The sequence below is a fragment of the Filimonas zeae genome, from assembly GCF_014641615.1.
GTDB classification, from domain to species: Bacteria; Bacteroidota; Bacteroidia; order Chitinophagales; family Chitinophagaceae; genus Filimonas; species Filimonas zeae.
Map to the genome: position 1 here is coordinate 54,719 of NZ_BMIB01000006.1, position 16,448 is coordinate 71,166.

The 16,448-nt window shown below is 45.1% G+C and carries 12 protein-coding genes; 3 read left to right on the top strand and 9 right to left on the bottom strand.

Going from position 1 to position 16,448, the window contains the following annotated elements:
• The first annotated feature begins 113 nt into the window (after nucleotides 1-113).
• Entirely contained in the window at nucleotides 114-1,892 is a 1,779-nt protein-coding gene (locus tag IEY13_RS26310) for a BatD family protein (RefSeq protein ID WP_188958091.1), read from the top strand.
• Here the strand turns inward: IEY13_RS26310 and IEY13_RS26315 are convergent.
• Genes IEY13_RS26315 through IEY13_RS26335 form a run of 5 tightly spaced genes read right to left on the bottom strand, consistent with a single transcriptional unit; the run spans nucleotide 1,889 to nucleotide 6,575 of the window.
• On the bottom strand, nucleotides 1,889-2,599 hold the full coding sequence (locus IEY13_RS26315; RefSeq protein ID WP_188958093.1) for a response regulator transcription factor: 711 nt from the start codon (nucleotides 2,597-2,599) through the stop codon (nucleotides 1,889-1,891). The genes IEY13_RS26310 and IEY13_RS26315 overlap by 4 nt on opposite strands.
• A gap of 1 nt (nucleotide 2,600) precedes the next feature.
• Nucleotides 2,601-3,587: a sensor histidine kinase gene (locus IEY13_RS26320; protein ID WP_188958095.1), complete on the bottom strand. Its 987-nt coding sequence runs from the start codon at nucleotides 3,585-3,587 to the stop codon at nucleotides 2,601-2,603.
• 3 nt (nucleotides 3,588-3,590) lie between these two features.
• Nucleotides 3,591-5,144, bottom strand: a complete 1,554-nt coding sequence (gene treF, locus IEY13_RS26325) for an alpha,alpha-trehalase TreF (protein ID WP_188958097.1) — start codon at nucleotides 5,142-5,144, stop codon at nucleotides 3,591-3,593.
• 48 nt (nucleotides 5,145-5,192) lie between these two features.
• Entirely contained in the window at nucleotides 5,193-5,678 is a 486-nt protein-coding gene (locus IEY13_RS26330; protein ID WP_188958099.1) for a gliding motility lipoprotein GldH, read from the bottom strand.
• 21 nt (nucleotides 5,679-5,699) lie between these two features.
• Nucleotides 5,700-6,575: a YicC/YloC family endoribonuclease gene (locus IEY13_RS26335; RefSeq protein WP_188958101.1), complete on the bottom strand. Its 876-nt coding sequence runs from the start codon at nucleotides 6,573-6,575 to the stop codon at nucleotides 5,700-5,702.
• Nucleotides 6,576-6,682: 107 nt separating this feature from the next.
• Here IEY13_RS26335 and IEY13_RS26340 point away from each other — a divergent pair, with 107 nt between their 5' ends.
• Complete coding sequence (locus IEY13_RS26340) at nucleotides 6,683-8,065, top strand: aminopeptidase P family protein (protein WP_188958103.1); 1,383 nt, start codon at nucleotides 6,683-6,685, stop codon at nucleotides 8,063-8,065.
• Nucleotides 8,066-8,190: 125 nt separating this feature from the next.
• Entirely contained in the window at nucleotides 8,191-9,588 is a 1,398-nt protein-coding gene (locus IEY13_RS26345) for an FAD/NAD(P)-binding protein (protein WP_188958105.1), read from the top strand.
• Nucleotides 9,589-9,628: 40 nt separating this feature from the next.
• On the opposite strand, the gene IEY13_RS26350 is transcribed toward IEY13_RS26345, so the two are convergent.
• The 4 genes from IEY13_RS26350 to IEY13_RS26365 all read right to left on the bottom strand — a co-directional run bounded on the left by IEY13_RS26350 (nucleotide 9,629) and on the right by IEY13_RS26365 (nucleotide 16,364).
• The gene (locus IEY13_RS26350; RefSeq protein WP_188958107.1) at nucleotides 9,629-10,687 is read right to left on the bottom strand and encodes a SusE domain-containing protein; all 1,059 of its coding nucleotides are present in this window, start codon (nucleotides 10,685-10,687) and stop codon (nucleotides 9,629-9,631) included.
• Nucleotides 10,688-10,708: 21 nt separating this feature from the next.
• Nucleotides 10,709-12,277 carry a RagB/SusD family nutrient uptake outer membrane protein gene (locus IEY13_RS26355; protein WP_188958109.1) on the bottom strand — a complete coding sequence of 523 codons (1,569 nt, stop codon included), beginning with the start codon at nucleotides 12,275-12,277 and terminating at the stop codon, nucleotides 10,709-10,711.
• A 19-nt stretch (nucleotides 12,278-12,296) separates the two neighbouring features.
• Nucleotides 12,297-15,281 carry a SusC/RagA family TonB-linked outer membrane protein gene (locus IEY13_RS26360; protein WP_188958111.1) on the bottom strand — a complete coding sequence of 995 codons (2,985 nt, stop codon included), beginning with the start codon at nucleotides 15,279-15,281 and terminating at the stop codon, nucleotides 12,297-12,299.
• A 330-nt stretch (nucleotides 15,282-15,611) separates the two neighbouring features.
• On the bottom strand, nucleotides 15,612-16,364 hold the full coding sequence (locus IEY13_RS26365; protein WP_188958112.1) for an NUDIX hydrolase: 753 nt from the start codon (nucleotides 16,362-16,364) through the stop codon (nucleotides 15,612-15,614).
• Nucleotides 16,365-16,448 lie beyond the last annotated feature (84 nt).

Below are 16,448 nucleotides of genomic sequence, written 5' to 3' on the forward strand. Positions count from 1 at the left end.
GCAAACATACTAAGTCCCACCCGATTTATAAAGTGTTAAAACAGCAGATAGCGGCTGTCAATCGCTCATTTCGATATATCTTAGAAAACGCTATCAGTTTATATTTGTACAGAATGAAATTGCGCCGGCTACTATATTTCAACTTACTGCTACTGCTTTCCGCTGTCAACACCAGCGGCCAGGTTAGTTTCAGTATACAAACCTCCTCCCCCGAAATATATAAAAACGATGTGCTACAGGTAGCCTATGTGGTTACCAATGTAGAGGATATCAGCAACTTTGTACCGCCGGTGTTTAAAAGCTGGAATGTAGCTGCCGGCCCTATGGAATCGCAGGAAACCTCTGTTATAAACGGCAAAAGCACCAGCAAACGCAGCTTTGTATATATGCTGGTGCCACAGAAAACAGGCATGGTGGCCCTTCCCGGTGCATCGCTTACGGCCAATAATCACACATTGGTTTGTAAGCCCGTTACCATTAACGTACTTAACAAAAACAATCCCGTACCGGGGCAAATGGCCCCGCCACCGCCCTCCACCCTGCAATCTTTATTCGATCCGCAGGAAGGTGGTGGCAGCGATGAGCATTTTGGCAAAATACCAGAACTGCGTGAGCATGAAGACGCGTCTGAAAAAATAAAAGAACTCAGCTTTATCAAAGTTACCTCCAGCAAAAGCAGTTGCTATGTAGGCGAGCCCGTACTGTTAACCTACAAACTTTACCGCGCCACCCGCAGCAGGGCCGTAATAGAAAGGCAGCCGGCATTTACCGGGTGTAGTGTAAAAGAAATTACGTTTGACGAACAAAGCACGGTTGAGCAATACCAGGGGCACCGTTATATTGTAAATATTATACGCAAGGTGCAGCTACAACCACTGCAATCCGGCACCCTGAAGCTGAACAGCGCCACGGTACTCAATGAAATTACCTTTCTGCTACCCCATAAAAAATACAACGAAGAGAAGTTTAAGGCGCTGATACAAAACAAGCCCGGCAGTATAGAAGTTATGCCGCTGCCTAAGCAGCATAAACCGGAAGATTTCAGCGGCGTTACCGGCAGCTTTACCATAAAGGCAAAGGCTAAAGAAAACAACATTCCCGCACAGGAAAACAACAGCCTGCTGTTAACCATCAGCGGCAAAGGCAACCTTACCGATATTAAACCACCGGCAGTAAAATGGCCCGACAGTACCGAGCATTTTGAAGCAGTTACGGAAGACAATATCAACCAAACACTGTTTCCTACAGAAGGTACCCGCACTTTTGCTTACCACTTTGTAGCCAATAAAGAAGGAGAGGTGATTATACCTCCCATACGCTTCTCATACTTTAATGTGGAAAAGGAAAAGTATGAAACGCTTACCACAGAAAGTGTACGTTTTCAGTTTACCAAACCATCTGGCAAAAAGCATTACGCGGTAAAAGAAGATGGTGGCAGCTTCCGGTACGGATGGGTAGTGTTACTGGCACTGATAGCAGGTGGCCTGGGCTGGTATTATTATAAACAGCATACAGCAGCCATGGCTGCCGCCAAAGCAAAAACACCTGCCACGCCACCGGCACCTGCAGCACCACAACCCACCGTTAATTTTATGATAGCGTTTGAAATGCTTTTGCAAATAGAAGATCACCACCTGTTCTTCAACAAAAGCAAGGAAATACTGGAACAGGCTATAAGCACTAAAACCAATACCTGGCAGGTACCGTTTGGTGTGCTTTTGCAGGCACTGGTACACCACAGCGAATACGGGCATATGGCAGAAGCCTGTAAGCAACTGCATGAGGAGTGTGATGTAGCCATGTATTCACCCGGAATGGACAGCAGCGACCGCACACTGGTGCTGGATAAAATGAAACAGTTATTACAGCAGTTTAACCTGCTGCCTGCCTAAGCATCATTATACTTATAACCAACGCCCCTTACAGAATGGAAATGACGGGGGTTGCGGGTATCCTGCTCAAAATACTTGCGGAAGTTGAGGATGAAGTTATCAATGGTACGCGTAGTAGGGTATACGTTATAGCCCCATACCACCTGTAATATTTTCTCGCGGGTAACTACCTCGTTACGGTTTTCTACCAGCAGCTTCAGCAGCATAGCTTCCTTTTTACTCAGCTGCACCACCTGTCCGTTCCAGGTAGTAGCTTCCTGTGCACGAAAGTCAATGGTATTGCCACCAAAGGCATAGTCATCACCAATACTTTCCTTATCCTGCATCTTCTTGTTCTTCTGTATCAGCTTTTCTACGCGCAGCATCAGCTCTTCCAGGTTAAAGGGTTTGGTAAGGTAATCATCCGCCCCCTTCTTCAGGCCCAGCACGCGGTCGCTGCTGGTATTGCGTGCACTCAGTATTAAAATAGGAACATCTATATGTTGTATGCGTATGCCTTCTGTAACCCCTATGCCATCCAGCTCGGGCAGCATAATATCCAGCACCACCAGATCAAAGTATTCTGCCTGAACTATCTTCAAAGCCTCTGTACCGTTAAAAGCAGATGATACGGAATACCCTTCCATTTCCAGGTTTAGCTTCAGTGCCTCATGCAGGTTCTCCTCATCCTCTACCAGTAATATATTGCCTTTTGATTCTGTGGCCATATTATGCAGATTGTAATGTTACAGTAAATATACTTCCCTGTGGGGTATTATCCTTTACAGCAATACTGCCTTTATGATCTGTGGCAATCTTTTTACAAAGGTACAGACCCAGCCCGGTGCCTTTGGTACTGCGGGTACTCTCGCTGCCTATGCGGTAAAATTTGGTAAATATCTTTTTCTTTTCTGTGTCTGGTATACCCGCCCCTTCATCTGCAACAGTAAGCTTTACCTGCTTTCCTTCTATAGCCAGGCCCAGTAGTACCGGCTTGTCTTTGGCGGAATATTTCAGTGCATTCTCCAGCAGGTTACTAACCAGTAATTGTAAAAGCAATTGCTCACCATCCACATATATCTCACTGGGTATAGTTGTAACAATAGTGCGCTGCGGGTATCGGGTAATACAATCATCTGCAACCGCCTGCGCCAGTGCGCTTATATCCAGCTCCTGCCTTTCAAGCCGGTAGGCGCCTGCTTCCAGCTGGGCAGATACCAGTATGTTATTACAAAGCTCGTTCAGCCTGTTGGCCTCCTGTAACGTGTTGCGTAACAACTTTTCCCGCTGGGCATCTTCCAGTTTTCGCTTCAGCATGGTTTCCAGATTCAGACGTGTAACCGCAATAGGTGTTTTCAGTTCATGCGTTACCGCCATCATAAAATTCTGCTGCTGGTGCGATACCATTATCTGCCGCTTGGTAGCGCGATACACAAACCCCGCACCCACCAGTATCAGCAGCAGAAAAATAGAGCCTTCGCCAATGTATTGTATCGATTTTAAACGGCGGGCTTTTTCTGCCTCCATTACTTTGTTGTAGTAGGTTGGTTCATCCCGTTTCAGTTCACTTACCCGGTATACATACATCTGCTGGTTTTGTGTTTCCAGCGATATAAACCAGAACACCAGCGCGGCTATAATATAGAACAGCAGAAACCACGATACCAGTGTAACAAAACTCAGATGCTTTTTGCGGAAATATTGTACAAGCCCCATACGCTATTGCAGATTATACTGCCTGATAAGCGCGAGTAATACACCGTTGGTCCAGCCAAAGCCATCCTGCGCAGGATACTCCCCGCCACCGGCTTCAGTAGTCATATCAGTAACGTTGTATTTCTCCATCAGCTTACCGGTAGCCTTATATACTTTGTTGTTCAGTTCTACCCAGCGCGTAGCAATGGTTTTGGCCAGCGCCTGTTGGTTATACTGGTTCAGCCCCTGTACGGCCATCCATTGCAGTGGAGCCCAGCCATTAGGCGAATCCCATTGCTGACCGGTGTTTTTAAGCGTGGTAACCAGGCCACCCGCTTTCAAAAACTTATTCTTCAGCAGCGTAGCAACCGCATTGGCCTGCGCCTGTGTGGCAATTCCGGTAAACAAAGGGGTTATGCCTGCCAGTGTAAGCTCTTTGCTTTTGCTTTTGGTTACCACATTATAATCGGTAAACCAGCTGTAGTTAGCATTCCAGCAGTATTTCAAAATAGCCGCCTTTCTTTTGCCAGCTATTTTTGTATAGTAGTTGCTACGCAGCAGGTCCCCGGTTTCTTTATACGCTTTACCTAAAGTAAGCTCCAGGTGGTACAACAAACAGTTCAGATCAACCGGAACCAGGTTAACGGTTTGTATGGTAGAGAGTGATTTGCTATCGGCCAGCCAGCGGCTGCTGAAATCCCATCCGCTTTCTGCACCGGAGCGCAGGTTGCGGTATAACTGCGGCGCTCTTTTACCGGCAGCGGCGCCCAGTGTAGAATCTTCGTAAAACGATTCCTGACGTGGAACAATATCCTGATCGTAATACCGGTTTAACACCGTACCATCCGGCATTTTAACCGCATGGCCTTTGCCATCGGCTTTATCCATCCAGTAATCATATTCGCGTTGCAAAGCCAGCTGGTACTGGGCATATACCCTGCCGCCTTTCTTTTCGGCCAGCAAATCCAGCATCAGCGAGAAAAACGGAGGTTGCGAGCGGCTTAGAAAATACGTACGGTTACCATTGGGAATATGGCCATACTGCTGAATCATGAAAGAGAAGTTATTAATCATGTTCTCCATCATATCATACATACCGCTTTCTTTCAGCCCCAGCATGGTAAAGTAAGAATCCCAGTAATAAATTTCGCGGAAACGGCCACCCGGTACAATGTAGGCATTGGGCAGCGGCAGCAGAGAGCTGCCATTAACAGGTTTATCAGGCTCGTGGCTCAGCACCTTCCACAATCCGTTAATATGGGTGGTTACCGGTACCGTGGTATCCGATACATAGCCCGTAGCAACTTCTCCCGGAACGGTAAAGTTCGATTCTACAAACATCTGTAGCGAGTAACGTACCAGCGGGTTATTCTTCAGCTTACCATAGGCATCCGCTATTTCCTGCGGTGTTTTTTTAGGAACACAATCCACAAAGGTTTTCCCGTCTTTAAACACACGACTCATCTGCACATCGGCAAACAATACACCATACAGCTTATCAGGCGGGGTATAGCTACCATATTGCGCCTGTGCAAACGAAAAAACAAACAGAAAAAGAATCAACAGCAGCCTGGGCATACGCGGAATGTTTTAGAGTATAAAACAAAAAGAATGGGGCATTGTTGCCTACTGTTTCTCAATGCGGATACCTGCATTCAGTACATGTTGCAGCGGGTCTTCCCGCATACTCTGCTGTAGCCGGAAGGTATATGTGCCTTTTTTCAGCAGTCCCGGTGCTTTGGAAAAAGCAATCCGGTGCTCAAACACATCGTCCATACCGGCACCCAGCCACTTTTCTCCGTCAGCCAGCGTAAACTGGCGCTTTACGGTATAGGTAGAATCGGGCGATTTCACCTCTATATTCACCCAGATATTTTTATAACGGTACGCATCCGTATGCCTTACCACAAAGAAAAGCTGATAGGGATGCGTAGTATCGGAAATTTCAAATGTAAAAGAAGGTTTGTTGTCGGCGCTCCATTCATGAGAGGCAAAAGAAGCCGTTTTTTCATACAAGCCTACAGTACTGGTACAGGATGCCAGTAGAATACTGCCTGCCAACGCCATAATACCCATTACCGGAATTGCCCATTGCTTCTTTATGCTCATCATACAACCAATTTAACTTACCTGCTATAACACGTTTAACACCTGTTCTTTCGCCTTTTCCAGTTCATCCTTCATAATAATCACCGCCTGCTGAATCTGCGAATCGTAGGCTTTAGAACCGGTAGTATTAATTTCGCGGCCTATTTCCTGCAATATAAAAGACAATTTTTTGCCTTTGCTCTTTTCCTTGCCCTTCAGTATATCGCGGAAATAATTACAGTGGTTGGTTAAACGCACCTGCTCTTCGCTGATGTCAATCTTCTCAATGTAGTAAATCAGTTCCTGCTCCAGACGGTTAGGATCATAGTTTTCTTTACCCACATTGTCTTCCAGCACTTTCACCAGGCCTTCTTTAATTTTAGTGCGGCGTAAAGGTTCCAGTTCAGTAACCACTTTCTGCTGCTCTTCAATGGCTTTAATACGGCCCTGTAAATCAGCTTCCAGCACTTTACCTTCTTCGCCGCGGTGTTTGGTAAGCTGATTGATAGCCTCTTTCAGTATGCCTTCAAAGCCTTTATAATCTTCTTCGCTCAGTACATCCGTTACGGGGGTAATTACCTCCGGCAGTTTCAGTAAAGTACTTAATATATTGTCGGTTTCAATACCCAGTTCCTTAGCCAGTTGCGCCATAGGCTGATAGTAACCTTTAGCCAGATCGGTGTTGATAGAAACAGGTTTGGCAGCGCCATTCTGTTTCAGATAAATGATACATTCTACGCTGCCGCGCTCCAGCTGCTCACTCAATGTAGAACGTACTTCAAATTCGTAGGGCTTCAGCAGCGCCGGTATGGTAAGCCTTAAATCGAACTGCTTGCCATTAAGTGAACGTACTTCCACCAGAAACGTCTTATCTGCAATGGTTTGCTCCGCACGGCCGTATCCGGTCATTGAATATATCATATAGAACGCTTGTTAAATGCGTAAAAGTAGTTGAAAATAAGCAAAATGAAGCCACTATGTGTTAATACCGGCAGATTGAACAACAGAATGTTACCTACCTTTGGCCCATGTTTACGAAAGATATTTACACAGCAAGAAGACAAAAGTTACAGGCTGGCGTAGGCAATGGCCTGGTAATACTACCCGGAAATGAGGAAATAGGCATGAATTACCGCCATAACACCTACCATTTCAGACAGGACAGCACCTTTTTATACTATACCGGCATTAACCGCCCCGGCCTGGTGTACATCCTGGACATTGATAATAACAAAGAGATAATACTGGGTAACGAACCCACCATTGACGACATTGTATGGACCGGCCCGCTGGAAACCCTGCAACAGCAGGCAGATAAAGCAGGCATTACCCAATCCGGCCCGCTTTCTGCCCTGCAACCACTGCTGGATAAAGCATTGAGTGCAGGCCAGACCATTCACTTTACGCCGCCCTACCGTGCCGATACCACCGCGCAACTGAGCGGGTGGTTACAGATACCTTATGCACAGGTTAACAGCCGTGCTTCGGTAACCCTTATAAAAGCCATTGTAGCCCAGCGTGCTATTAAAAGCGCAGAAGAACTGGCAGAAATAGAAAAAGGGGTAAACACTACCGCTGCTATGCAGCTGGCTGCCATTACCGGCGCCCGCCCCGGCAGTTCAGAAATAGAAGTAGCCGGTAAACTGCAAGGCATTGCCATTAGTGCAGGCGGTAACCTCAGTTTCCCTACCATACTTACCGTAAACGGGCAGATACTGCATAACCATTTTTCCGAAACCATTATGCAGGAAGGCCAGATGGCCCTGTGCGATTGCGGTGCCGAAACCGCTATGCGTTACGCAGGCGACCTTACCCGTACCTTCCCCGTTGGTAAACGCTTTACCGATACCCAACGTGAGGTACACGATATAGTGTTACAGGCACAACTGGCCGCTATAGCTGCGCTGAAACCCGGCGTACTGTTCCGCGATGTACATTTTATTGCCTGCGAACAACTGGTGGACGGCTTAAAAGGGTTGGGGCTGATGCAGGGCGACACCAAAGAAGCAGTTGCCGCCGGCGCGCATACCCTGTTTTTCCAATGCGGACTGGGGCACATGCTGGGCCTTGATGTGCATGACATGGAAAACCTGGGCGAAGCATACGTAGGCTATACAGACGACCTGAAAAAAAGCACGGAATTCGGACTGAAATCGCTGCGCCTGGGCCGCGCACTGGAACCCGGTTTTGTAGTAACCATTGAGCCCGGTGTATATGTAATACCTGAACTGATAGATATGTGGCAGGCGAAAAATCACTTACCACAGTTTATTAATTATAATAAAGTAAATGCCTTCCGCAATTTTGGCGGCATACGTATTGAAGATGATTTTGTAATTACCGGAACAGGCAGCCGCCTGCTGGGTAACCCACTTGCCAAAACCTGGCAGGAAATGGAAGCCCTGAAGTAATTGGGATAAATAAGACTATTGACGAACAGGCGGGTTTTCTATGCAGAAAACCCGTTCTGCTCTGTCAGCTTACATAGTTTGTTTGAACAAACAGGTACCGCTATTTTTATAGCAAAACGAGTACAGTGCAGGCACCTGTTATAGCAATTATAGGCGGCGGATTCTGCGGCATGTTAACAGCAGTACACCTCTGCCGCGAAGCGGATAGCACACTTCATCTTATACTGATTAATAAAGGCAGCCCCTTTGCCCGCGGGCTGGCATACAGCCCACACAGCCACCAGTATCTTCTAAACGTGCGCGCCAGAAGCATGAGCGCATTTGCTGATGAACCTGTGCATTTTGTAGAATGGCTACAGCAGCATCCTCTTTATAAACACATTTCACCGGCAGCATTATCTACTTCTTTCATACCCGGCACTATCTACGGAGAATATCTGGAAAGCATATGGCAGCAGACAATGGCTACTAAGCCTTCGTTTGTAACCATTAGTATGATAGAAGAAACTGCTGTAGATATTCAGGAGGCTACACCGCACTACAACATACACCTCCAAAACAACCGGCATGTAACAGCCGATTATATAATACTGGCCACCGGCAACAGCCAGCCCCGTCCACTGCCTTTTACAGCCACACATAGCAGCTTGCCATGGAGTACATACACCTTATCGCTGGATAACACCACCACTCCTGTGTTAATTGCAGGCAACGGCCTTACCATGGCCGATACCGTAACCGGCTTACGCGAACAAGGTTTTACCGGTGTTATACATACAATATCTCCCAACGGCTATGCGTTAAAACCCCATAGCCAACCAGACCTTTCTTATTTTCTTTCTGCGGAAAGTATTGCTACTTGCAGCACACTGCGGCAGTGGAAGAAAGAAGTATATAAACAGATTACACAAGCAAGAGCAGCCTCCCTGCCGGATGAACTGGTTATAGATGCCCTGCGCCCATATACTACAAATGCCTGGCAGCAGTTTTCCTATGCAGATAAACAGGATTTCCTGCGCCACTCCGCACACTTCTGGAGCATCCTTCGCCACCGTCTGCCACACAGCATTCATGCTGCATTGGAAAGAGAATTTCAAGCAGGAATGTTTGCACCACACAAAGGCGTTATTCAACAAACTGAAAAAGACAGCAACGGCGGAATTCATGTTAACTGGTACAACTGCATCAGCCGTAACCACAGGCAACTACATGTACAAAAAATTATCAACTGTACAGGCCCCGGCACAGATATTACCCAAAGCAGCAACCCACTGCTAAAAAACTTAAGCAGTACAGGGTTACTGAAAGCAGATGAGTTAAAGCTGGGCCTGTGGGTTAACGCGGCAGATTATTCTGTTATTGATGCCAACGGCAATAACCACCGCCGAATAGTAACACTTGGCACCAACCTGAAAGGATTGTTATGGGAAAGTACAGCAGTGCCTGAGTTGCGGGTGCAATGTAAACAAGTAGCAGTAAGGCTTTTACAACAGGTTAACCATAAAGAAAAAGCCTGCATATGAATACATCATATACAGGCCTATTTTCAACAGGGGGATATAATTAGTTCTTCTTTAAAATGTAGGCGTAGTTACCAGCACCTTTGCTCAGGTCCAGTGTAATAGTATAATTACCCGCTGCCGCCACGGTAATATCATTGCCCCCACCAGTGAGCTTACCTTTGGTAATTCCTAGATTATTTTTGGCGGTAGCATCACTGTTTGCACGGAATTTTAAGCCCCCTGCCGTCAGGTTAGCTGTTACACTCCATGTTTGTGTAGCACTATTATACGTCATTTTAGTATCAGTAGCAGTACCACCTGGAGTTGCGCTACCTATAATACCCCAATCTGTTTTGGTAGCAGACCATTTCAGCCCCGTAATATTTGCCTCCAGCCTGTAGTATCCTGCGGAAGGAACGGTAAGATCGCCACCTGTTTTAGAAAGCGCATCACCACCGCCGCTTCCGTAAGCAACATCCCAGCTGGCAGCAGGTGTTATTTTAAATGCCAGGTTACCTGCTGTATAATTTATATACCCTTCGTAGTTATTATCGCTTCTTACCGAAGCCAGCTTATTAGCAGTTTCGGGATTCCAACCCTGGTAAGCGCCAGGAACATATACTACAGGATATACGATTACAAACTGGTAAGGAGTCACAGTCATGTTTACGGTATCAGAATACACCGGCGCAACAGTAGAGGTACCATTTTTATCGGTACGCACCTCTGCCTTTACCCTTACCTTAACAGCACTGGCAACATTCGCTTCAAGCCCTACCGTCTGATATAATACGGTATCCAAACCACCATGGGTAAAACTGGCAGTGGTAGCATCTACACCCACCTCAACCAATCCTGAACTCGAAAAATTATCAGAGCCCAGTGAAAACTCCAGAGAATAGGTTAATACTGCCGGAAACCCAAAGCTTACTTTGTTCCAGTTAAAAGAAACCACACTGGTAGCTCTCTTTAAGCTGTCCAGAACCATTGTGGTAGCAGAAGCAGTTAGCTTAGGAGCGTTCTGCGGAATGAGTACAGTTTTAACTTCATCCTTTTTGCAGGATGTTATTAGCAGTGCCGCCACACCGGATAACAGAAATATGTTGAACCACTTTTTCATACAAGCGATTTTGAAGATGAATTAATATCCTGTGTTTTGTTTCAGGTTGGTATTGGCAATAATATCAGATGCCGGAATAGGATAGATATTAAAACGACTATCTACAGCGCGGCCACCTGCAACACCACCTTTCCATGGCCACAAATAAGTATTTGTTGTAAACTTACCATAACGGATAAGATCGGTACGTCTGAATGCCTCCCAATACAATTCACGGCCTCTTTCATCCAATACATTATCCACGGTAAAGGTTGAAACGTTACCAGAGTTATTACCATAAGCCCGCTGGCGTAATAAATTAATATAAGAAATGGCAGTACCAGTGTTTGTGTTAGTACGTAATGCAGCTTCTGCATATATCAGATACATTTCAGCCAAACGGAATAAAGGAAAATCAATAGAGCAGAAAGTACCATTGGTTGACGGCGCTGTTGCCCCACTCTTAGTTACGTTTCTGAATTTAGTTACCTTCAGCCCCTGGTCAAATTTGGAAACATCTGTAATAGCAGGCGTAGTACCAAAGAACATTCCACGCTTATCAACTGAGGTATCAAACAAGTTAAACAGACCAGCTGTAGATCTGTTACCAGACCAACCACCACCAGGAACACCAAAGGAAGCAGGCACCATTTCGGGCCCTACAGCCGCATTCACCAGATAAGTAGTACCACCATAATTCTGAGTAGAGTTACCATCATAATTCAAAGACAAAATTACTTCCGGATTACTCAGGTTGTTATCAGCAAGAAACAGGTTTTTATAAGTACCCATTAATGAATATCCTGCCTTGATTACTTTATCTGAATAGGTTAATGCATCCTCGTAATGAGTTGTACCAATGTAAATGCCTGCATTCAGATATACACGGGCTAATAAAGACCATGCAGCAGCACGGTCTGCACGACCATACTCATTGGCTTTAGGAGCTACCAATAAAGAATCCACCGCCTTCAACTCAGAAACAACATAATTATACAGGTCTGCTCTTTTAATCTGCGGGGGCATAGATGTACCAATCTGAAAATTTTCATCAACGAAGGGAGGATTACCAAACAAATCCATTAAAACCCAGTACTGATATGCCCTTAAAAACCGTGCTTCAGCCCGGTAGTAAGCAATATTAGTAGCATCAGTGCCTGTAATTCCCCTTCCAGACACCTTATCAGGAGTAGATTGCTTAATAAAGTCGTTACAAACAGTTATTCCATATACGCTACGCGTGTACAAGCCGCGTAAAAAAACGTTGGCCGATGTCCAACTTAAGTTATGAAAGTCAGGCAAACCGGCGTCGTTCCACACACACATACCTTCATCAGTAGACAGCTCTTGTGCGTTCCAGAATAAACGCAGAAAGTCAGATGTGCCTGCATCAATCCCCCCAAGATCAGACTTATCCGGACCGTTACTGCTGGTTAAAGCAAAAGATCCATATACTTTAGCAAGCACCTGCTTGTAGGCAGTCGCGTTAGCGTAAGCACTGTCTGCATCAATGGAGTTTTGTGGATATCTGTTCAGGTCTTTGTGACAGGAAGCTAAACCTCCTGCCAGCAAAATCAACATCCCCGCTATATTCAACAGATTCTTTTTCATATCTGAGTTCTTAAATCAATTAATTAAAAGTTAGGTTAACGCCCAGGGTATACGTTCTGGGTCTGGGATAAAACTTATAGTCAATACCCGGATATACATCAGGATAAGTACCAGTGTAGCCGCTTTCCGGATCCAGTCCCTTGTATTTGGTAATTACAAATACGTTCTGGCAGTTGGCAGTTATCATTAATCCCACTTTATTATTCAGTACCCGACCAGCGTTATAAGAGATAGCCAGGTTGTCCATTTTCAGGAAAGAGGCATTCTGCACATAATAGTCACTAAAGAATTGGTTATTTGCAAAATTTGTATTCTGTAAATCTTTATGCGCATTTGAAACAAACCTGTTGGTGTTGTTGATAATACTTGATATACCCAGATTAGAGGCTACGTTGTTGTAAATATAGTTGCCAACATTGGCACGCATTACAACACTCGCGCTCCACTTTTTATAAGTAACGTCAGTATTAAAGCCATACACCATCTTAGGGAATGGCGACTTGTATCTGTACATGTCCTTCTCGTTTATCGCACCATCTCCATTCAGGTCGGCGTATACACCTTCAATAGGTTTTCCGGCCTGATCATAAACCTGTTTGTATACATAGAATGTATTAGGGCTATATCCAACAGAATGTATTTGCACAGTATTTCCTGTACCTCCTGTAATACCACCTACAGGATTACCCGCATATGCCGAGTCTGTAGTTTGTGTAAGGTTAGTGATAGTGTTCTTGTTGTAAGCCACGTTAAAACCAACATTCCAGCTCAGGTCTTTCTTATTAATGATGGCCGCATTTAATGAAAACTCGGCACCTTCATTATCCATATTACCCACGTTGGCAACAGTAATATTTGTGAAGTTTGAACCCACAGGCAGACTGATGGGACCTAACAGGTCTTTGGTTTTCTTCTTATAATAATCAACACTACCTGTAATACGGTTTTTAAAGAAGCCAAAGTCAAAGCCCACGTTAAATGCACGTGTTTCTTCCCACCTCAGATTAACAACATATTTTCCCGGAGAAGTCTGATAGAAGAAATTACTTCCTAACTGATATAAGGCTGTATTAACAGTACTGGAAGTATAAACAGGAAGATAATCATAGTTAGCTATACCATCCTGATTACCCGTAACACCATAAGTTCCGCGCAGCTTCAGATCTGACAGCCAATCCACATTTCTCAGGAAAGCCTCCTGGTTCATGCGCCAGGTAAGACCAACAGAAGGAAATTGCCCCCAACGATAATCCGGAGAAAACTTAGACGATCCATCAGTACGCATAGAAGCAGATAAGATGTACTTATTATTAAACGTATAGATCAATCTTGTATAGTAAGAAATCAGTGTATTCCTTGGCTTATCATCTAAAAAAGTAACCGTTGTTACGGTATCTCCGTTTGCTTTTAACGTAGGATAGTTAAATACATGCGTCAGGTTATCATAATAACCATAACCGGCAACAATATTGATATTACTCTTAATACTTTTTAAGTCCTTAACGTAGTTCAGGTAAAACTCACCCACTCTGTTATTAACAGTTTGCTTGTATTTGGTGCGTGAACCACCCGCGTTAAAGCTTGCCGCCGCTTCTGCAGGTACAAATACACCACCCCAACCTTTTGCTACATCATAGCCGAGGTTCAGGTTAGCACGCAGCTCAGGCAGAAAATGAAACTTGTAATCAAACTGAATATTACCAAAGCTTCTGTTCACCTGGCCATTGTCAAATTTCTGATTCAACAGGCCTACAGGGTTTTTAGGAGCATTGGTACTGGGCAGTGTTCCGTCAAGCCATTCAAAATAACCGCCATATTCGCTTTTGCCGCTATACACAGACTGAGTAGGATCAAAAGTTAAGGCAGAAGTAATAGCATCCTGGTTTCCGAAAGTAGACTTTGAAATAGTTCCTTTCAGATTGATATCCACTTTCAGATGGTCGTCAAAAAATTTAGGGCTAACGCCGATAGCAGCAGAGTAACGGTCCAGATGATCTCTTTTTAAAATACCATCCTGATTAAGGAAACCAACTGAAATACGATAAGGCACCTTCTTAACAGCACCAGTAACACTCAGGTTATTATCATTGGTAATTGCTGTTCTGTATATTTCTTTCTGCCAGTTGGTATTGGCAGTACCCAGCTTGTTAATAAATGTAGCATCACCACTGGCATTTACGCGCGCTCTTATTTCATCAGCGGTATACACATCGACCAGTCGCATTGCTTTACCAGCAGAAACGTTTGAGTTGAAGTTAAATACCGGCTTACCACTTCTTCCTTTTTTTGTAGTAATTAAAATTACACCGCCAGAAGCACGTGAGCCATATATAGCGGTAGAAGCCGCATCTTTTAAAACAGTAATATTTTCAATATCTGCCGGGTTTATCATTGCCATAGGGTTGGTTACACCTGGTATGCTCTGCACAGAAGCGGCTACCGGCACCCCGTCAATTACATACAGTGGATCATTGTTACCGCTGATAGAAGCACCACCACGAACGCGAACCACACTTCCTGCTCCTGGTGCACCACCCGCAGGCGTAATAGATACACCGGCAATTTTACCAGAGATCAACTGATCGGGCGATACAATGGTACCCTTCTGAAAATCTTTAGACCCCACAGAAACAACCGAACCCGTAAGTTCTTTTTTTCGTGCGGTACCATAACCAATTACCACCACCTCACCCAGTGCAGCATTGCTCTGCTCCAGTGCGGCGCTGATAGTACCCTCGCCAACGGCAACGGTTAAAGTGGTATAATTAATGGAAATCAGTTCCAGCGAATCTTTACCGGCCGGAACACGTAAACTAAAAGTACCATCGGCTTTTGTGCGGGTGCCAACGGTGGAGCCCTTTACCAATACGGATACATCAGCTATGGGCGATCCGTCTTTGGCGTCTGTAATTTTCCCTGTAACTACCTTGTCCTGCGCCAGTGCAGGCATCGCCAGACATAGCAGCGGTAGCACTATTGGCAAAAACAGTCGTTTGAAATTCATATCATGTGCGTTTTCGAGTGTATGAGAATCACTTTGTTAATTGTGACTGGTTGAAATTGATCTGGGAAGGGGTTGATGAAAATAGCGGAGCCAGAAAAAAATACGCAAGCTGGCAAAGCATGGAGGCAATTAGCAAACAAACGATAATCATAATTGTAGTATTTATGGCAAAACAAACGGCCGTGTGCGTAATAATTACACATTCACAACAATACAAAATTGTGTAATTTCTACACAACTCAAAAAAAAACTTAAAATTTTTTCCTTAAAAAGGGCTGAAAACAAAAAAAGCGCCGATAAGGCGCTGTTAATTAGAGATAAAGAATTCCGCTAAAAGTCTATTCCAATCCAGCTACGCTGGTTTTTCTCATACTTCTGAAAATTGAATTTGTACAAACGACCCGGGCGGTGTGGTACATCATCTTCATACTCCCCGGTATCAATCAGCAGGTCCATAGAAAAGAACTTCTTGCGAAAATTGCGGCGGTCCAGCTTTACGTTCAGTACCACCTCGTACAGATTCTGCAACTCGCGGAGGGAGAATTTATCGGGCAGCAGGTTCAGGCCCAGCGGGTGTTCCTGCATGCGTTTCTGCAACCATTTATAGCAATAGTCCAGCACTTCCTGGTGGTCAAAAGCCATATCCTTCAGGCCATTGAAGCTGTGCCAGTGTAACTCATTTTCGTGCGTTTTCAGCTGGTGGTGTTCAATATTCAGGAGTGAGCAGTAGGCTACCGTTAGTACCCTGCCGCCGGGGTGGCGTTTGGGATTGCTGAAAGTGCGCACCTGCTCCAGATATACATCGTCCATACCGGTGCGGCTGCGCATTACGCGGTAAGCAGCATCGTCCAGCTCTTCCTGGTCGCCGGCAAAATCGCCCAGTAGCGACCATTTTCCATGAAAAAGAGGTAAATCGCTGCGTATCAACAGCACTTTCAGTTCGTTTTCGTCAAAACCGAATATCACACAGTCAACCGTAATAGGCACTTTGGGGTAAGAGGCCACCAACGCCACCGCTTCTTCAATCAGTTCTTTTTCTCCGGGAACGGCTGTAGTAGCCGGGATATCTGGATTTATATTCATAATGGCACAAATGCGGGTTCAGGTCAAAAATACAAATTTCCGGCGTTTGTGTAATTTTTACATACCGCACGGTCTTTTTCTTTC